Here is a 17,905-nt window from a genome sequence, read left to right as displayed (position 1 = left end):
ACTTTTGCCGGAATCCAAGTTGACACTTCTGCCAAGCGAGAATTCCGGCAAGGGGTCATTTACTGTGCCGTGCTGAACTGCTTGAGATAGGCGATGACGTCTGCAAGTTCCTTTTCGTCCTTAAGGCCGGCAAAGGCCATTCGGGTTCCCTTCACCACGCCGCGCGGATTGGCGAGATATTCGGTCATCAAGGCATCGTCCCAGACCTTGCCTTCTCCGAACGCAACCATTGCATTGGAGTACTTGAACCCTTCAAGTGCGCCAGGCTGACGTCCAAACACATTCTGCAGGTGTGGCCCTACCTTGTTCTTGTCGGTTTCCACATTGTGACAGGCGGAACACTTCTTGAATACCTGTTCGCCAGCGGCGACATCGCCCTCCTGCGCCATGGCCATGGACGGAACCAGGAACAATGCGGCAAGTGCGTAGGCAGCAGTCATTTTCGGCATTTTCATCCTCCCATAGGATCGTTGATGAGTTGAACATAGAGCAAGAGACTTCTTCTTCAAGCAATCTTTCCGGGCGCTGGTTTCGGGTTCATTCCGAATTCGGCATCCCCATTTTCAGCAAGTACTCCCTTTTGCTTTTGCAGCATCTAGCAAGTGTGTAGTCTCCTTCGGCAATCGCAACCAAACAGGAGATCGCAATGGCTGCCGTCATCTTCACCGTCATAGTGCTTGCTGCGGCATCGAGTGGAGCGCTGTTCAAGCCAGGCGATTGGTATGCCGGCCTCAAGAAACCATCCTGGACGCCCCCGAATTGGGCTTTTCCTGTTGTCTGGACACTTCTCTATCTGATGATTGGTTACGCTGGCTGGCTGGTCTGGCAGGAGGGCGGCTGGTCTATGCCGCTCCTGTTCTGGGGTATCCAGATCGTGGTCAATGCCGCATGGTCCTGGCTGTTCTTTGGGCTCCGGCGTATGGATCTCGCATTCGCAGATGTCAGTGTCTTGTGGCTGTCCGTCGTCGGGTTCATCGTGACCGCCTGGTCGTCTGTGCCAATGGCTTCGCTCCTGTTCATTCCTTATCTGTTATGGGTCACCACGGCCGCCATGCTCAATCACTCCGTCTGGCGTTTGAACCCCGAGGCGTGACCTGCCAATCGGCTTGCGACGTCGACGGCGTGGCTGAGGAGCGAGCCTCCGAGAAAAGCCGCGATCACGAATAGATTGCCGTCGGTCAGAGCAAGGCCAAGGGCGACCAGAAGACAACTGCCCGACAGGGTGTTCGGTAGAAGCAGCATGAAGCGCTTCCGGGGGGCGGCGGAGGCGACCGAGAGCAAGGCGATTTCGGCCCAGAGAATGACAAGGGCAATGACAGCAATCCAGCCGGACTGGAAAAGATAAATCACAAAACTCATTGCTGTCTCGCGGGCAAGCCGACCAATTGTCTCAGATCCTTGATGAAAACTCTAAGATGTGCGTAGGGATCGCGCTTGACCAATCGCTTGTTGAGATAAGATTCCCAGGTGAGACGCTGAACATCGGGGTCTGCGCACATGGCAACGAATTTTTCGCGCATGCGGTCACTCCGATACCAGACAGCCTGCATGATGCCGAGGATCAGGAATACCTTGCCATGATCACGCATGAAGCGGCGTCTCGTCTCCTTGAGGGCGCGCGTATCTCCTGTCGCAAGGCAAGTTGCCACTGTATCGGCTGCGAGCTGCCCGCAGAGCATGGCATAGAAGATACCTTCACCCGATGATGGAGCGACGGTTCCTGCGGCGTCGCCGATGAGCAGAACATTGCGTCCATTGTCCCATCGCCGCATGGGCTTCAATGGAAGTGGCGCTCCTTCCCGCCTGACCGTGCGCGCCTCGCCCAAACCGGCTGCGAGACGCAAGTCTCCGGTGGCCTGCCGCAGATTGTGCCCCTTCGATGCGGAGCCACATCCAACGGATGTCAATTCGCCATGGGGAAAGACCCATCCGTAGAAGTCAGGTGAGATGCGACCGTCATATATCACGTCGCAGCGATCCGGCTCGAACCCGTTAGCGATTGTCTCTTTGGGGCTTTCAACGATCTCATGATAGGCGAAGACATAAGGCGGCTTCTTTCCCTTCGAAAAGGAAAGGCGGCGCACGACCGAGTTCGCCCCATCGGCGCCGATGACAATTCGTGCGGCCAGCCTGGTTGCCGTAGTACTGTCCCGTTGGCCCGTCTTCTGAAGCGTCAACGCAACAGTTCCGTCTTCCTGCTGCTCCAGGTCTTCAAGCCTGCCTCTGAAATAGGTTGCTCCCGCTGTTTCGGCGCGCGCCCTCAGGTACGGGTCGAACGTGGCGCGATCGACCATTCCGACGAAGCCGATATCACCAATTCTCATCTCCACCGTTTTGCCGGAAGGCGCGATTATGCGCGCGGCGTTTGCCCGAGCCACAAGCATGTGTTCAGGGATCGAAAAATCCCGCAAGGCCCGCGACGGTATTGCTCCGCCGCAGGGCTTTATGCGGTTGTCAGGGTCAACAAGCAAAACGTGGTGCCCGGTCCTGGACAGACATTCGGCCGCGATCGCCCCGCTTGGGCCGCCGCCGATGACCGCAACATCGAAAAGTGACTGCATGGCATGCTCCTCCTCAATCATTTTTCAGTGCTGGCTTGGCCATCATTCGGCCGGTGCCGGAGCGGTCTGTCCATTCAACGATATCTGCAAATTGTCAGTTTTCAGGCGTTTCTTGTGCGCGGTGATCCGTAGTGCAATCAGGCTTGAAAGCAGGAAGAGAAGGGCTTCGAACCCGAAAACCAGCGCGAATGCTTCTCGATTGTCTCCAAGCAGGAGGCGTCCAAGATCCAGCAGGACGGTCCCCAGAACCCCGCCAAGGCCAAAGGAGATTGCCTGGGCTGCGCCCCATACGCCCATGCGCATCCCTTCATTTGCACTGGCGCCATTGCTCGCGAGCAGCATCATGGTGCCAATTGCCGCAACGGCAAATGCGCCATTCATGGCGCCGAGCAGAAAGACGTTGATCTGCAGCGGCCACACCGGCGCAAAGAAAGCTGAAATCGAAAGGGCTGCGAGTGCCATGGCGGAGCCAAGGCAACCCAGAGCGATTATCAGTTTCGGGAGCCCCGGATAACGTCTTCCGAAAAGGGTGCTGCACAGGCCGACCATCGCCATCCCAAGTAGAATGCCGGCGTGCTGCGTACCCGACAGACGCGTTGTCTCTCCCGGTGTCATGTCGAACAACAGCCCGGCAAATGGTTCAAGGATCAGATCCTGTGTCGCATAGGCAAGCATCGAGACCAGAATGAACAGTGTGAAAAGCCTGGCTTCTCCATCACTCCAAACTTCATCCAGACTCTCGCGAAAGCTTGTTGCCTTGTTGCGATCCGCTCGGACTTCGAAGGAAGGTCTATTCTCTATCCCGCGGATAGCCATCGCTGCGATGGTCCAGACGACGACCCCTGTTATGGCGGTCACTGCGACAAGACGGCCATGCGAGTAAGGGTCCAGATTGAGACCGGTCACAACCGAACTCACCACAATCCCGGCTATCATCATCATCCAGGTAATGGTTGCTGCGGCGGCTCTGCGTTCCGGTGCGGTCTTGATCGCAATCAGCGTGAGAAGCGAAGTGCCACAGGCGCCGATGCCGATGCCGATCAGGATGTAAGCGAGGATCGCCAAGCTGAGACCCAAGGTGAAATTCTGTTCGAAGACGAGAGTGGTCGAGGCGGCCCCTGTGCCGGCAGCGGCAAGGAGAGCAAGTCCTCCAAGGATCCAGAGAGTGCGCGATCCGCCTGTGTCTGACCAATGACCCCAGACGGGTCGGGATATCTGAACCGCATAGTGAATGCCAACCAGCATGCCGGGGATCATGGCGGCAAGTCCGAGTTCGACGACCATCACACGATTGAGCGTCGAGGTCGTCAAAACGACGATCGCGCCCAAGGCCGCTTGAATAAGGCCCAGCCGGACAATGGAGAGCCAGCCGAGCCCTTGTGAATTGATATCGCCGGGACCTGGGATGGCTCTTGTTCGGTGCATTGCCCTATCCTCAGAGCTGCATGGCAAAAGGTGCTGTCATTGCTCGCAGTGCAAAGGCAGAGACCATCATGCCGCTCACATAGAGTGCGACCCCGATTGCGGAATACCAGACCGCATAGCGAACAGGATCGCGAACGAAACGGACCATGCAGATGATTTGCAGGGTCAGGAGGGCACTGACAGCGAATGCGTGATAGGGGGCGCTCCACGCAAAGAGGAGCGCGAGAATCGCCGCCTGCGGCAGCGCCATGACGAGGCAGGCAATGATGGCAGCCGGTAGGGCGCCATGTTGCACCGGCAGCGTCATGATCCCGAGCTCGCGATCACCCTTGATTGCCTTGAAGTCATTCAGGGTCAGAATACCGTGGGCACCTATTCCGTAGAGCAGAGCGATTAACGTCAGTTGCCAGGAAGGGGTCGATCCAAGGATCGCTGCGGCAGCGGTCAACCAGGGCAGGGTCTCGTAACTCAAGCCGACGACACCGTTGCCGATCCAGCCATTTTGTTTGAAGCGGAAGGGCGGGGCGCTATAGCCCCAGGCCAATGCAAGGCCCAGAACGGCAGCCAGCAGTACAAGGGAGCCGAGAAGCGACGCAACGGCGAGGGATAAGCACGACATGCCGATCGCGATGCGGAGGCCCCATTGACCAGGCACGCGTCCGGAGGGGATGACGCGATGCGGTTCATTGATGGCGTCTACATCGCGATCGAACCAGTCATTGACTGCCTGACTGGTGCCGCATAGAAGCGGGCCGGCAAGCAGGATTCCGAGCAGAACCTGAAGTAGTCGACCGTCGATGTAACTGCCGACGGCTATGGCTCCGCATGCATAAGCCCACATTGGTGGAAACCAGGTAATCGGCTTCAGCAAAGCAAGAACAGCGCCCGGCGAGGGCCAGCCTGCAAGCTCCAAATGGGTGCGTATCGAAGACATGACGCGATGCTATGCCTGCATGAGATGAGTGTCAATTAAAATTGACACTCAGGACGCCATGTCAACGTGGATTGACAAGGTGTCAGGCGCGCTGTCGATCAGGAAGTGCCGGGGCGGTAATCCTCCAGGCCATGGCGGCGAAGCTTGATGTAGAGGCTTTGCCTGGAGAGCCCCAGGATCTCTGCCGCATAGGCTCGGTTGTTGTTTGTCTGGTCGAGCGCCGCTTCGATGCAAATCTTCTCGATAACATCCAGAGATTCGCGGATCAGATCCTTCAGTGGAACCTTTCCAACGAGATTTGCAAAGCCTTCCGCTTGATCTGGAACATTCGATGGTTGGAGCGCAATGCGCTCTGTGCCTGCGCCTTGCGGAATGATGATCAGCTGCACGGAACCGTTGTCAGGATTGAGGCGTGCCGACACGGAGACGGAACGTTCACCGGACAAATTGTCTGTAAGAATCGAAGAGAAGCTGCGTACCGTGCGTTCGTCCAGAACGCGCGCGTAAAGCACCCGCATGTCGATTGCTGACTTGGCAAACCAGCTGCTGACATTGCGACCTACGACCTGGCTCAGGGCAGGCGCATGAATGAGGTCAAGGAAGAGCGTGTTGGCGGCGAGAACCTGTCCATCCTGGTCAGTCTGCAATGCGGCTTCCGGCAAATCTGCCAGACTGACGGCGCTTGATATGACCGGTTTCTCAACCCGGTGGGCAACCCCGTTTTGCTTGTCGCCGGCCGGCCAGACAGAGAGGATAAGATTGGTGACGCCGTTTTCGCGATAGGAGCGCAGGCTTGCAGAGAGCCGATCGCCTTTCAATCCCCTGAGGTCATCCACCTGGATGGTGCTGCCGCTGTGGCGCGCTTCGCCCAGAGAGTCGATCAGGCGATCTCTGTCCTGCTTGTGAAAAAGTTCGCGGACTGCTTTGCCAGAAATACTGTTGCCGTTTGAGAGCAGCGAGATCGCAGCCGCATTTGCATCCAGGACGATCTTCTTTTCGCCATCCAGCATCAGATGGGGGATTGCCGAGACTTTAAATGCAGTGCGGTAGCGGGTTTCAGCCTCCTGCAGTTCCCGATAATCGGCTTCCAGCTCCATCTGGGTTTCGACCAGGCGCTGCTGATCCTGCATCTGCTGACGCAGGTCGCGCCCCACAACCAGAGTATAGGGAAAGTCTTTGCCTGAATGGGCCGTGTACACCACCGGCAGGTCGGGTTTCCCGTCGCATCTGTGATTGACCTGATAGCCTTTCGCAGGGTGGTGGTGATCCGGGTCCCGCGACAGCATGGAATCAATTTTCTGCGCCGATTCCATCGTTACCAGCGATCGCAGCGGTTTGCCCACGGCTGACCCGAGACCGTAGAGTTCCAAGCTGCGATCTGCAAAGAAGATGCGGGCTACCACGTCATGATCGTCAACAAGCATGACGATGTCGGCGCCAAGACCGACCAAATTGCCGATCGTATCCAGGTCTAGTGTCTGAAAAAGGCTCGCAACCAGCTTGAAACGTTCCGTCCCGCTGTGACCGTTAAGGGGCTTCATGGGGTGAGCCAATCAATTCCGTTGGTTTTTATCACTGCAGTTTGACCGCCCGCATGAGCCTTCCGGCTGATTCTTTGTAATTCATAGTAGTTTTCGCAGGTTTTCGCTGCTGAGTAAACACTGTCGCATACGCAGTCAATGCCCAATCCTACAAGGAAATCAATGGAATCGAGTGCCGCTGCCCCTCCAACTATAAAGGGAAGTTTTCGATCCTTGCGCTGCAATCTGATCTTCGCCACAAGCGTACGTAATTCATCGCTCAATTCCGAATTGCTCCAGCCGATACAAGCGACATCTGCTTGATCAACAGTGGTAGCAAATATCGGATCGCCAAATTCATTCGGCTCCAGGACGTGACGCTCCCATTCCAGCGTATCGAAGAGCAGACCGAGGAGATGAGGCATGAGAGTGTGCTGTTCACCGGGCGGCGTCAGTATCGCTGCGAAAGGCGTTGAAGGGGTCGGGTTGACAAGTCTCATCTCGAACGACAGCGACAGAATGACCTCCTGTAGCTTCGCTGAACCGATAGTAACGTCGATGAAGTCGCAGCGATCAAGAGCCCATTGCTGTCCGAGCTGTCGGGCTGTCGCCTCAATGAAGAGAACCTTGAAATAGGGCGGCCTGCCGGGAGGCAGATCTGCTTCCAGGAAACCTAAAAGCGTGCCCAGACGCGTCGTGCTCTTGATCACCATTTCACGAAATGTCTTCAAGGCAGCATCATAGGCGGGATCGAATTCAAGCCCGATTTCATACCGAGATGACAGCTTCGCGGCGGCCATGGGCGCGACCGTTCCTTGGATGATGCGTCGAAGTAGGTCGAGTTCCGAGCCCCCTAGATATGCAGTGCTTGCCGGATGTGCAAGGGCCGTTTCTCCGACGCTTCGACTGTTGCCGTGAGCGGATGGAAGGCGATCAAGGTCACTAACTTGTTGAGACAATCTGTCCATGGTCACCGCGCGTTACGCCCCCCTCACCGAAAACGAGCAAGTGTAGTGCTCAGCGGTGCGGTTTGGCGGAGCCTCGGTGCGCCGGCTAGCATCGCTACAATGACTCCTGACCTTCAATATGTAAACAAGAATATACGTCAATTAAAGTTGACACTTTTGCAAAACGGGAGTTACTCTTCCTCATCCTGGTAGCCCTGCGGGATCCGTTCGGGAGAGAGATGGAATGCAATCGGGCCAGACAGATCATGCAAAGAGTGCCTTCGTCCTCTATAGCGAAGAGGAACGCAGGAGGCGTGATGAGAGCCCGTGGACACTTGTCCAGGGTATTCTGGCTCCCGTCCAGTTTATCGTTTTCCTGATCAGCCTCGCTCTCATCCTTCGATATCTCTGGAATGGGCAGGGTCTTTGGGCGGCTGAATGGTCTGTCGTTGTCAAGACGCTGACCCTCTATGCCATCATGATCACCGGGTCGATCTGGGAGAAGAAGGTCTTCGGTTGCTACCTGTTCGCACGTCCCTTCTTCTGGGAGGATGTCTTCTCGATGCTCGTTCTGGCGCTGCACACCGCCTATCTCCTGGCGCTTTATGCAGGATCGCTGACATCGCAGAGCCTCATGCTCGTCGCGCTCGCGGCTTATGCGGCATACATTGTCAATGCCGCACAATTCCTCTGGAAACTTCGAATGGCGCGCCTTGATCATGCCGCGCGTCAATCAAATCCGGTTTCGCCCAGTCCTGCATCGCACCAATCGACCTTGGCGGGAGGTGCGGCATGAACCAGACCAGCCCCACGCCCTGCGCGCCTGTTGCCACTATTCGTCAGCGCGGACAGCACGAAGTCTTTTGTGGCCTGACATCAATCATCTGGCTGCATCGGAAGATGCAGGATGCCTTTTTCCTGGTTGTCGGTTCGAGGACGTGTGCCCATCTCATCCAGTCCGCTGCCGGCGTCATGATCTTTTCCGAACCCCGTTTTGCGACGGCGATCATGGAAGAGCGGGATCTGGCTGGCATGGCCGATATGCATGATGAGCTTGATGGGGTTGTGGAGAAACTGCTGCAACGTCGTCCGGACATCAGGATGCTTGTGCTGGTGGGTTCCTGCCCGTCCGAGGTCATCAAGCTTGATCTTCAGCGCGCGGCGGAGCGCCTCAATCACAGGCTCGCGCCAAAGCATCGGGTGATCAGCTACTCCGGCAGTGGTATCGAGACGACGTTCACGCAAGGCGAGGACAATTTTCTTGCTGCCCTGGTTGCAGATAACGCAGCCAATTCGGCTCAAGACAAAGCCTGCGACCTTGTGATTGCAGGTTGTCTGGCGGATGTGGTGGAGGATCAGTTCAGCCGGCTTCTCACTGCCATGGGCGTTGAGAATTTCTGCTTCCTGCCCGGTCGCCAGAGTGATGGCGTACCACGCATCGGTCCCAAGACACGCTACATCCTGGCGCAGCCTTATCTTGGCGCAACCGCCGCTGCACTCGAAGCGCTCGGTGCCACTCGTATCAACGCCATTTTCCCGCTTGGCGAGGAGGGGACAACTGAATGGCTTCGGGCCATTGCCCAAAGCTTTGGCGTTTCCGAAACGCTTTTCGACACGGTGACAAGCGGTCCCCGCCAGCGCGCGCGGCAGGCCATTAGCCACTATCGTCCCATGCTTGAGGGACGGAGTGTCTTTCTCTTTCCTGATTCACAGCTTGAGCCATCGCTCGCGCGCTATCTCTGCCGCGAGGCCGGCGCTGAAATTATTGAGATTGGCAGCCCCTATCTGCATCGGGAGCATGTCGCCGGTGAGTTTGCCTTGTTGCCTGTTGGGGTTTCGGTTTCCGAAGGTCAGGATGTCGAAGTTCAGATTGATCGTTGCAGGGCGGCCAATCCTGACCTGATCGTCTGCGGGATGGGCCTTGCCAATCCGTTTGAGGCTGAGGGGCGCGTTACGAAATGGTCGATTGAATTCGCCTTCACACCCATCCAGGGCTATGAGCAGGCCGGTGACCTGGCCGAGCTTTTCGCGCGGCCCCTCATGCGCAATGCGATCCTTGCCGAGGGATCACGCAGTTTTGGCGGGGGGCGTCCATGAAGCTCACGATGTGGACATATGAGGGCCCTCCCCATGTCGGCGCAATGCGTGTCGCAGCCTCAATGAAAGGTGTGCACTACGTCCTACATGCGCCGCAGGGCGATACCTATGCAGACCTTCTCTTCACCATGATCGAGCGTCGCCAGTCGCGACCGCCGGTGACCTATACGACCTTCCAGGCCCGCGATCTCTCAGGGTCCACCGCTGATATCTTCAAGTCCGCCTGCCAAGAAGCGGTCCTGCGCTTCAAACCGGAAGCGCTGCTTGTGGGATCGTCATGCACGGCTGAACTGCTGCAGGATGATCCGGGTGGATTGTCACGCACGCTGGACATTAGCGTGCCTGTTGTCCCGTTGGAGCTGCCTTCCTATCAGAAGAAAGAGACCTGGGGCGCTGCCGAGACCTTTTACCGGCTGGTCCGGAGCTTTGCCGGACACGGACAGCGAGCCACGGATATTGCGCCGAACAGTTGCAACATCCTGGGTCCCACCTCGCTCGGCTTTCGCAATCGCGATGACATCACCGAAATCGTGGCATTGCTGAAAGGCATCGGCATTGATATTCGCGTTGTGGCACCGCTTGGTGCGAGCCCAATAGATCTTTCGCGTTTACCGGATGCGGCCTTCAACATCGTGCTTTATCCCGAGATTGCAGATGTCACGGCACGCTGGCTGCAGAAGACCTATGGCATGCCTTTCGTCTCGACGGTCCCGATCGGTGTTGGTGCGACCCGCCAGTTCCTGGCGGATGTGCGGCAAATGGCCGGTCTTGAGGCGTCGGATCATGGCGATGCCTCCCTGGGCGGGACTGACCGTCTGACCTGGTATACCAAGTCTGTCGATAGCAACTATCTGACCAACAAGCGGGTTTTCATCTTTGGTGATGCGACCCATGCAATTGCGGCTGCCCGCATCGCCTCGCGTGAACTCGGATTCAAGGTTTGCGGGCTTGGAACCTATATGCGCGAATTTGCCCGTGATGTGCGGGCTGCCGCACTCGAATATGGTGTCGAGCCGCTGATCAGCGACGACCATCTTGAGGTCGAGCAGGCAATCATTGATGCGCGTCCGGAGCTGGTTCTCGGAACCCAGATGGAGCGGCATATCGCCAAGCGTCTGCGTGTCCCCTGTGCCGTGATCTCGTCACCCGTCCACGTCCAGGATTTTCCCGCGCGCTACTCACCGCAGATGGGTTTCGAAGGGGCCAATGTCATTTTCGACAGCTGGGTCCACCCCCTCATGATGGGTCTTGAGGAGCATCTTCTGTCGATGTTCCGGGATGATTTTGAGTTTCACGACAATGCTTCTGCCTCGCATCTCCATGCTGATGGGGCGGCGCCCGCTGCCCTCAGTGTCGTCGCCTCCACGTCAGCATCAACAGTCGCTGATTTGGTTGAAGACGCAAGCTGGACCTCGGACGCCGAGAAAGAACTGAAGAAGATCCCGTTTTTCGTGCGCGGCAAGGCCCGGCGCAACACGGAAGCATTCGCCGCCGATCGTGGCATTAACCCCATTACCGTGGAGACGTTATATGACGCGAAAGCCCATTTCGCCCGCTGACGCCACCCCGGTTCGGGTGGTCTTCATCACGCTCGACAATCATATTGTCGCGGCTGTCGATGATGCCCGCAAGGCCCTTGCCAAGGATCTGCCCGGTCTGACGCTCAGCGTTCATGCCGCGACCGACTGGAGCGAGAGCAGCGAAAAACTGGCCCGGTGCCGTGCTGCCATTGCAGAAGGTGATATCATCATCGTTTCGATGATTTTCGTCGAAGAGCATGTGCGCGCCATTGCCGATGCACTGGAAGCCAGGCATCGCGCATGTGATGCCATGGTCTGCTGCATGTCAGCCGGTACGATCATGAAGTTCACGACCATGGGTCGCTTCCGGATGAGCGAGGAGCAGAAGGGGCCTCTTGCTCTTTTGAAGAAGTTGCGTGGTAACAGTTCCCGTGGTGGGCGCGATAACGGCAAGACCGCCGGTGAACGGCAGTTGGCGATGCTTCGGCGTCTGCCACAGCTTCTCCGGTTCATTCCCGGCACTGCGCAGGATGTACGAAATTACTTCCTGACCCTGCAATACCGGATTGCCGCCTCCGACGAGAATATCGCCAACATGGTGCGCCTTCTCGTTTCCAAGTATGCCAAGGGTGACCGCAAGCCGCTGACCGGTCAGGTGAAGCCCGCTGACCCCGTAGAATATCCAGAGATCGGGATCTACCATCCACGTCTCACCCCGCGTGTGATGACAAGGCTTCAGGATCTCGACCTTTCTGCCTCAGCGCGTGGTACCATCGGTCTTCTCCTGATGCGGACTTATGTACTGTCGGGTGATACGGGGCACTATGACCGTGTGATTTCCGCAATAGAGGCGCGCGGTTTCAATGTCGTGCCGGTCTTCTGCAGCGGTCTCGACATGCGGGGGGCCATAGATCGTTTCCTCAGTGGCGGGCCAAGCGGTACGCGGATCGATGCGTTATGCTCGCTGACCGGGTTCTCACTGGTCGGTGGACCGGCTTACAGCGATGCAGCCGCTGCTGCTGGCGCTCTGGAGAAGCTTGATGTTCCCTATTTCTCGGCCTTTGTAACGGAGTTTCAATCGAAACAAGCCTGGCAGGCCTCCACCCAGGGGCTGACGCCGATCGAGACCACACTGATGGTCGCCATACCGGAACTGGATGGAGCTATCGGATCCATGGTGTTTGGCGGTCGGTCCGACGACGACGGTCGTGCCAAACCCTGCATCTGTTCGCGGCAACTTACCCAGTGCCCCAGTGGGCGCGCCTGCATGCATCCGGATGATGAGCGGGTGAACCTGCTCGTGGACCGAGTTGCAGCCATGGTCGATCTGCGCCGTCGCCAAAGGTTTGATCGTCGGCTGGCGGTAACACTGTTCAACTTCCCGCCAAACAGCGGCAGCATCGGCACGGCCGCTTTCCTCTCTGTCTTCGAAAGTCTGCATGAGACACTGAAGCGGCTGAAGGCCGAGGGCTATGATGTCGAGGTGCCTGAGAGTGTCGACGACTTGAAGCATATGGTCTTGCAGGGCAATGCTGCCATGCATGGCACGGAGGCCAATGTTCATGCCCTGGTGTCGACTGACGACCACGTTCGTCAGGAACGCCATCTGGACGAGATCGAGACGCAATGGGGGCCAGCGCCCGGTCGCGTCCTCAGCAATGGTCGCGGCATATTCATTCTCGGCCGGCAGTTCGGAAAGCTGCTTGTCGCGCTGCAGCCGCCATTCGGATACGAGGGCGATCCAATGCGGCTGTTGTTTGAGGGTGGGTTTGCGCCAAACCATGCCTTCAGTGCCTTCTATACCTATCTGCAACAGAGCTACCGGGCTGATGCGGTCTTGCATTTCGGCACTCACGGTGCGCTTGAATTCATGCCAGGCAAGCAGGTTGGCATGTCGGGCACATGCTGGCCGGACAGGCTTCTTGGCGCTCTGCCGAATTTCTATCTCTATGCTGCCAACAATCCTTCGGAAGGCACGATTGCCAAGAGACGCTCGGCAGCGACACTCATCTCCTATCTGACGCCACCCGTGACACAGGCCGGACTCTACAAGGGTCTGAGCGAGTTGAAATCCAGCCTTGATCGCTATCGCAGCACAGCGCCGGATCATCTTGCCGAACGGGAAAGACTACTGGAACTCATAGGGGTTCAGGCAGAGCAGCTGGAGCTCGGCAAGGGGCGCGACCGCCTTTCCGACGCTGCTTTTATCCACCAACTCGTTCAGGACATCACGGAGCTTGAATATACGCTGATCCCCCATGGTCTTCATGTCATCGGCCAAGCCATGGGACCAGCAGAACGGATCGACATGCTGGAGCATGTTGCCGCCGCCATGCCGGCCCTTGATGATTTCAGGTTTGACCGTACCCATTGCGATATCATCGTCGGGGGTGATCCATCCGCACTGGCGCGCTTGCGCCATGTTTTGCCTGCTTCCGCGACGGAGGATTTGGCCAAGCTTCTGAAATTGAATGACGAACTGTCGGCCAATCAGGAACTTGAGGGGCTGATGCGCGCGCTAGACGGGCGCTACGTTCCGCCTTCGCCATCCGGTGACCTGTTGAGGACGCCCGAGCTTCTGCCGACCGGGCGAAACATCCATGGTTTCGACCCCTTCGGTATCCCCAGCGCCTTTGCCATTCAGGATGGTGAGCGGCAGGCAGCGAAGGTTCTTGAGCGATACATGAAAACCGATGGGCGGCTGCCCGAAACAGTTGCCATGGTTTTGTGGGGAACGGACAACCTGAAAACCGGTGGAGCGCCTCTTGCTCAGGCCATGGCGCTGATGGGTGCCCGGCCACGTCTCGATGCCTATAACCGTGTCTGTGGCGCCACCCTCATTCCGCTTGAAGAGCTCAAGCGCCCACGGATCGATGCGGTCATGACACTGTCTGGGATCTTCAGAGATCTATTGCCGATCCAGGCCAGCATGCTGGCTGAAGCAAGCTATCTTGCGGCGATCGCCGACGAGCCGGTCGAGATGAACTTCATCCGCAAGCATGCACTTGCCTATAGCGAAGCTCATGGCTGCGATCTTGAGGCGGCAGCCTATCGGGTGTTCTCGAATGCGGACGGTGCCTATGGGGCGAATGTCAACATGCTGATTGCCTCTTCGGCCTGGAATGACGACGAGGAAATTGCCGATACCTATACCAGCCGGAAGAGCTTTGCGATCAATCACAAGGGCAAGACGAGCCGTCAGGCCGAAGTTCTGGACTCGGTCTTGAGCGAAGTCGATATGGCTTATCAGAACCTTGAGTCGGTCGAGATCGGGGTGACAACGATCGAGCACTATTTCGACACTCTGGGTGGCCTTTCGAAGGCTGTCTCGAAGGCAAAAGGTGGTGGCACACTACCCGTCTTCATCTCTGACCAGACACAGGGCGAGGGCCGTGTTCGCACGCTGTCGGAGCAGGTTTCGCTCGAAACCCGCACCCGAACTCTCAATCCGAAATGGTTCGAGGGGATGCTCAAGCATGGTTATGAAGGTGTTCGTCTGATCGAGACGCAGGTCACCAACACGCTCGGCTGGTCGGCGACGACGGGGGGGGTCGAGCCCTGGATCTATCAGCAGATCACGGAGACATTCGTGCTCGACGATGCGATGCGGCAGCGTCTGGCCGATCTCAATCCGACAGCAGCTGCCCGAATGGCGGCACGCCTCGTGGAAGCGCATGAGCGCGACTACTGGCAGCCGGATGAAGAGACGCTCGCAGCCTTGCGACAGGCTGGCGAAGAACTGGAAGACCGGCTCGAAGGGCTGGTCAGAGAGGCTGCCCAATGAATGTGTTTACGCATCCCAAGACCGCCGCACATGATGCCCGCACCGCCGAAAAGCTTCGCCAGCGGATTGATGGTGACGGCAGCGTGCAGGTGCATCTCGACCCGACCATGGAAATTGACGGTGCCAAGGTTTTCGCGATCTACGGCAAGGGTGGCATCGGGAAGTCCACGACCTCGTCCAATCTTTCGGTTGCCTTTTCCAAGCTGGGAAAACGTGTGCTCCAGATTGGCTGTGATCCGAAGCACGATTCGACATTTACGCTGACCAAGAGCCTGATCCCGACAGTTATCGACGTCCTTGAGAAGGTCGATTTCCATACCGAAGAGCTTCGTCCGGAAGACTACATGGTCGAAGGCTATAATGGCGTTCAGTGTATCGAGGCTGGTGGGCCTCCTGCCGGCACAGGGTGTGGCGGTTACGTCGTTGGGCAGACTGTCAAGCTTCTGAAGGAGCATCATCTTCTTGACGATACCGATGTCGTGATCTTCGACGTGCTCGGTGACGTGGTGTGCGGCGGCTTTGCCTCGCCACTCCAACACGCGGAGAGGGCCGTCATCGTTGCGGCAAACGACTTTGATTCCATTTTTGCAATGAACCGCATTGTCGCAGCAATCCGGGCCAAATCGAAGAACTATGATGTCCGGCTAGGGGGTGTTATTGCCAATCGCTCCCGGGAAACGGACCAGATCGACCGCTACAACGAGGCAATCGGTCTGAAGCGTCTCGCCCACGTGCCGGACTCCGACCATGTTCGCCTCAGCCGGCTGAAGAAAAGTACTCTTTTCGAGATGGGTGACAGCCCCGAGATCCTCGCCATCCAGAAGGAATATCTGCAGCTCGCAGAAACGCTTTGGGCCGGGACCAAGGCACTCGAGGCCGAACCGATGAAGGACCGGGAAATCTTTGAATTTCTCGGCTTCGAATAGGGGAGGGTGCCGATGACCCAGGTCGATTACATCAGACGGACGGGTGAGATCGAGCATTACTTCGATCGTACCGCATTGGATGCCTGGAAAAAGCTGACAGGTGACCAACCGGTAAGCGGCATTCGTGCCACGGTCCGCAAGGGCCGAGAAGAGATGCGCGCGACGCTCGCCAGCTGGTTGCCGCAGGATCTGACCGGCTGGCGCATTCTGGATGCCGGCTGCGGGTCTGGAGTCCTTTCCTTCGAGCTCATGGAACGTGGTGCCGATGTTCTGGGTATCGATCTGTCCGCCCAGATGGTCGCCTTCGCCAGACAACGCGCGCAAGAGCGTTCGCATCATGCTCAGGGATCAGGCTCCGGTTCCGTGAACTTCGCCAGCGGCGACATGCTCGATCCGCGTCATGGTCGTTTCGACGCCGTCGTCGCGATGGATGTGCTGATCCACTACAAGCCGGCAGATGTCCTTGGTGTCCTCGAACGCTTTGCCGAGAGAAGCGAGCGAAGCATGATCTTCACGCTGGCGCCGGGATCGCGACTGCTGCGTGCCATGCTGATGGCCGGCAAGGTTTTCCCACGGGGCGACCGTGCACCGGCCATCTATCCGGTCCATGCCGAACGGGTCGTGTCAGATCTTATCAAGCGGCCGCACATGCATGGCTGGTCGTCGGGCCGCACCCACCGCATATCGGTCGGCTTTTACACCTCCCAGGCGATGGAGGTGCACCGGCCATGACCACTGGCATCGCAAACCGCAAGGTGATTGCATTCTGGCAGATGATGGGCAGCCGGTTCATGCCCTTTGCCGATGCCGCAACGGTCGACATGCCGTTGTCGCGGTTGTTGCGACTTGCTCTTTTCCAGGTTTCGGCAGGTTGTGTGCTTGTTCTGCTGACTGGCACTCTGAACCGCGTCCTGATCGTTGAGCTGGGTGTCTCGGTCGCTCTTGTCTCGGCTGTTGTTGCAATCCCTGTTCTTGCAGCGCCGCTCCGGCTCCTCTTCGGCTATCGGTCGGACACCTACAAGTCCGTGCTCGGCTGGCGACGTGTACCCTATGTCTGGCTTGGAAGCCTCCTGCAGTTCGGCGGGCTTGCCATCATGCCCTTTGCGCTTCTGCTCTTGCAGTCGCAGACGGTTGGACCCTCCTGGGCGGGTGCAGCCGGCGCAAGTCTTGCCTTCATGCTGACCGGCTTCGGTATGCACATGTCCCAGACGGCGGGCCTGGCGCTTGCCGGAGATCTCGTGCCCCCGGAAAAGCGGCCAAGGGTCGTGGCGCTGCTTTACGTGATGCTGCTTGCCGGCATGATCGGTGCTTCAGGCTTCTTCAGCTACATGTTGGTCGACTTCACCTCGGTCCAGCTCATTCAGGTGATCCAGGGCACTGCAGTCTTCACCATCGCCATCAATGTGATCGCGATCTGGAAGCAGGAAGCGCGTAATCCCCAGCGGACCGCGGCCGACCGCATCATGCCGGACTTCTTCGAGGCCCTTCGCGAATATCGGAGCGATGCCGGCACCGTTCGGCTGCTGCTTGCTGTTGCGATTGGTTCTGCGGCGTTTTCGATGCAGGACATTCTGCTTGAGCCCTATGGTGGCGAGATCCTCGGGCTTTCGGTCGGGCAGACAACGCTGCTGACCGGCCTTTGGGCCACCGGTACCATGGCCGGATTCGTCTGGGCCGCCTACAGCCTGCAACACGGGTTGCAGATGCACCGGGTGGCGGCGCGCGGCCTTCTCATCGGCATTTTCGCTTTTTCGGCCATCGTTTTTGCTTCGCCACTGAATTCCTCCGGGCTCTTTTTTGCAGGGGCGGCCGGAGTTGGGCTTGGTGGCGGTCTGTTTGCCGTTGGCACCATGCTGGCTGCGATGGCCGTCTCGTCGCGTTCAGATTGCGGGATTGTGGTTGGAGCCTGGAGCGCGGTCCAGGCAACGGCTATCGGGATTGCGCTGCTCATCGGCGGCCTTGTGAAGAATAATGTCAATGATTTTGCCCTGACGGGGGCTCTGGGTGAGGCGCTGGTGTCCAGCGCAACAGGTTACATCGTTGTCTACCATGTCGAGATTGGACTGCTTTTCCTTTGCCTTGCGGTGATCGGGCCGCTGGCGGGCAATCGATATGGGCGCGACAACACCGAAGGAATGCGTTTTGGCCTGGCGGAGATGCCCGGTTGATCGCCGGGTGAACGCCGAAAGTT

The 17,905-nt window shown here is 57.9% G+C and carries 15 protein-coding genes; 8 read left to right on the top strand and 7 right to left on the bottom strand.

Going from position 1 to position 17,905, the window contains the following annotated elements; translation table 11 throughout:
- Window positions 1–59: 59 nt before the first annotated feature.
- On the bottom strand, window positions 60–449 hold the full coding sequence (locus FE840_RS02480; protein ID WP_138288592.1) for a c-type cytochrome: 390 nt from the start codon (window positions 447–449) through the stop codon (window positions 60–62).
- A 197-nt stretch (window positions 450–646) separates the two neighbouring features.
- Here FE840_RS02480 and FE840_RS02475 point away from each other — a divergent pair, with 197 nt between their 5' ends.
- Complete coding sequence (locus FE840_RS02475; RefSeq protein ID WP_138288591.1) at window positions 647–1,093, top strand: TspO/MBR family protein; 447 nt, start codon at window positions 647–649, stop codon at window positions 1,091–1,093.
- Here the strand turns inward: FE840_RS02475 and FE840_RS02470 are convergent.
- From FE840_RS02470 to FE840_RS02445, 6 genes are all read right to left on the bottom strand, one after another.
- Entirely contained in the window at window positions 1,060–1,359 is a 300-nt protein-coding gene (locus FE840_RS02470) for a hypothetical protein (protein ID WP_138288590.1), read from the bottom strand. The genes FE840_RS02475 and FE840_RS02470 overlap by 34 nt on opposite strands.
- Window positions 1,356–2,561 carry a geranylgeranyl diphosphate reductase gene (locus FE840_RS02465; protein WP_138288589.1) on the bottom strand — a complete coding sequence of 402 codons (1,206 nt, stop codon included), beginning with the start codon at window positions 2,559–2,561 and terminating at the stop codon, window positions 1,356–1,358. Before FE840_RS02465 ends, FE840_RS02470 begins: the two co-directional genes overlap by 4 nt.
- A 42-nt stretch (window positions 2,562–2,603) precedes the next feature.
- A complete protein-coding gene (locus FE840_RS02460) occupies window positions 2,604–3,986 on the bottom strand; it encodes a BCD family MFS transporter (protein ID WP_138288588.1) in 1,383 nt (460 codons plus the stop codon).
- A gap of 10 nt (window positions 3,987–3,996) precedes the next feature.
- Window positions 3,997–4,920, bottom strand: coding sequence for a chlorophyll synthase ChlG (gene chlG / locus FE840_RS02455; RefSeq protein ID WP_138288587.1), 924 nt, complete (start codon window positions 4,918–4,920; stop codon window positions 3,997–3,999).
- Window positions 4,921–5,018: 98 nt separating this feature from the next.
- On the bottom strand, window positions 5,019–6,461 hold the full coding sequence (gene ppsR, locus FE840_RS02450) for a transcriptional regulator PpsR (RefSeq protein ID WP_138288586.1): 1,443 nt from the start codon (window positions 6,459–6,461) through the stop codon (window positions 5,019–5,021).
- Window positions 6,458–7,240 (bottom strand): cobalamin-binding protein, encoded by a 783-nt coding sequence (locus FE840_RS02445; protein ID WP_138288585.1) that lies wholly within the window; start codon window positions 7,238–7,240, stop codon window positions 6,458–6,460. Before FE840_RS02445 ends, ppsR begins: the two co-directional genes overlap by 4 nt.
- 391 nt (window positions 7,241–7,631) lie before the next feature.
- On the opposite strand from FE840_RS02445, the gene bchF reads away from it, so the two are divergent.
- The 7 genes from bchF to FE840_RS02410 are packed head-to-tail and all read left to right on the top strand — an operon-like array spanning window position 7,632 to window position 17,882.
- Window positions 7,632–8,183: a 2-vinyl bacteriochlorophyllide hydratase gene (bchF, locus tag FE840_RS02440; RefSeq protein ID WP_138288584.1), complete on the top strand. Its 552-nt coding sequence runs from the start codon at window positions 7,632–7,634 to the stop codon at window positions 8,181–8,183.
- A complete protein-coding gene (locus tag FE840_RS02435) occupies window positions 8,180–9,484 on the top strand; it encodes a ferredoxin:protochlorophyllide reductase (ATP-dependent) subunit N (protein ID WP_138288583.1) in 1,305 nt (434 codons plus the stop codon). The genes bchF and FE840_RS02435 overlap by 4 nt, the downstream gene beginning before the upstream one ends.
- Window positions 9,481–11,043, top strand: coding sequence for a ferredoxin:protochlorophyllide reductase (ATP-dependent) subunit B (bchB, locus tag FE840_RS02430; RefSeq protein WP_138288582.1), 1,563 nt, complete (start codon window positions 9,481–9,483; stop codon window positions 11,041–11,043). Before FE840_RS02435 ends, bchB begins: the two co-directional genes overlap by 4 nt.
- Window positions 11,015–14,788: a magnesium chelatase subunit H gene (locus tag FE840_RS02425; protein ID WP_138288581.1), complete on the top strand. Its 3,774-nt coding sequence runs from the start codon at window positions 11,015–11,017 to the stop codon at window positions 14,786–14,788. Before bchB ends, FE840_RS02425 begins: the two co-directional genes overlap by 29 nt.
- A complete protein-coding gene (gene bchL / locus FE840_RS02420) occupies window positions 14,785–15,714 on the top strand; it encodes a ferredoxin:protochlorophyllide reductase (ATP-dependent) iron-sulfur ATP-binding protein (protein ID WP_138288580.1) in 930 nt (309 codons plus the stop codon). Before FE840_RS02425 ends, bchL begins: the two co-directional genes overlap by 4 nt.
- Window positions 15,715–15,726: 12 nt before the next feature.
- The gene (gene bchM, locus FE840_RS02415; protein WP_138288579.1) at window positions 15,727–16,446 is read left to right on the top strand and encodes a magnesium protoporphyrin IX methyltransferase; all 720 of its coding nucleotides are present in this window, start codon (window positions 15,727–15,729) and stop codon (window positions 16,444–16,446) included.
- Window positions 16,443–17,882 carry a BCD family MFS transporter gene (locus tag FE840_RS02410; RefSeq protein ID WP_138288578.1) on the top strand — a complete coding sequence of 480 codons (1,440 nt, stop codon included), beginning with the start codon at window positions 16,443–16,445 and terminating at the stop codon, window positions 17,880–17,882. The genes bchM and FE840_RS02410 overlap by 4 nt, the downstream gene beginning before the upstream one ends.
- Window positions 17,883–17,905: the final 23 nt, after the last annotated feature.

The organism is Peteryoungia desertarenae, from assembly GCF_005860795.2.
Classification (GTDB): Bacteria; Pseudomonadota; Alphaproteobacteria; order Rhizobiales; family Rhizobiaceae; genus Allorhizobium; species Allorhizobium desertarenae.
This window is presented reverse-complemented; position numbering and strand designations above follow the sequence as displayed.

Bases quoted from the DNA above. Each gene is read 5' to 3' on its own strand.
- FE840_RS02435 (WP_138288583.1), top strand. From the start codon at position 8,180: ATGAACCAGACCAGCCCCACGCCCTGCGCGCCTGTTGCCACTATTCGT.
- FE840_RS02475 (WP_138288591.1), top strand. From the start codon at position 647: ATGGCTGCCGTCATCTTCACCGTCATAGTGCTTGCTGCGGCATCGAGT.
- FE840_RS02465 (WP_138288589.1), bottom strand. From the start codon at position 2,561: ATGCAGTCACTTTTCGATGTTGCGGTCATCGGCGGCGGCCCAAGCGGG.
- FE840_RS02470 (WP_138288590.1), bottom strand. From the start codon at position 1,359: ATGAGTTTTGTGATTTATCTTTTCCAGTCCGGCTGGATTGCTGTCATT.
- bchM (WP_138288579.1), top strand. From the start codon at position 15,727: ATGACCCAGGTCGATTACATCAGACGGACGGGTGAGATCGAGCATTAC.
- FE840_RS02445 (WP_138288585.1), bottom strand. From the start codon at position 7,240: ATGGCCGCCGCGAAGCTGTCATCTCGGTATGAAATCGGGCTTGAATTC.
- FE840_RS02480 (WP_138288592.1), bottom strand. From the start codon at position 449: ATGCCGAAAATGACTGCTGCCTACGCACTTGCCGCATTGTTCCTGGTT.
- FE840_RS02425 (WP_138288581.1), top strand. From the start codon at position 11,015: ATGACGCGAAAGCCCATTTCGCCCGCTGACGCCACCCCGGTTCGGGTG.
- ppsR (WP_138288586.1), bottom strand. From the start codon at position 6,461: ATGAAGCCCCTTAACGGTCACAGCGGGACGGAACGTTTCAAGCTGGTT.
- bchL (WP_138288580.1), top strand. From the start codon at position 14,785: ATGAATGTGTTTACGCATCCCAAGACCGCCGCACATGATGCCCGCACC.
- bchB (WP_138288582.1), top strand. From the start codon at position 9,481: ATGAAGCTCACGATGTGGACATATGAGGGCCCTCCCCATGTCGGCGCA.
- bchF (WP_138288584.1), top strand. From the start codon at position 7,632: ATGCAATCGGGCCAGACAGATCATGCAAAGAGTGCCTTCGTCCTCTAT.
- FE840_RS02460 (WP_138288588.1), bottom strand. From the start codon at position 3,986: ATGCACCGAACAAGAGCCATCCCAGGTCCCGGCGATATCAATTCACAA.
- chlG (WP_138288587.1), bottom strand. From the start codon at position 4,920: ATGTCTTCGATACGCACCCATTTGGAGCTTGCAGGCTGGCCCTCGCCG.
- FE840_RS02410 (WP_138288578.1), top strand. From the start codon at position 16,443: ATGACCACTGGCATCGCAAACCGCAAGGTGATTGCATTCTGGCAGATG.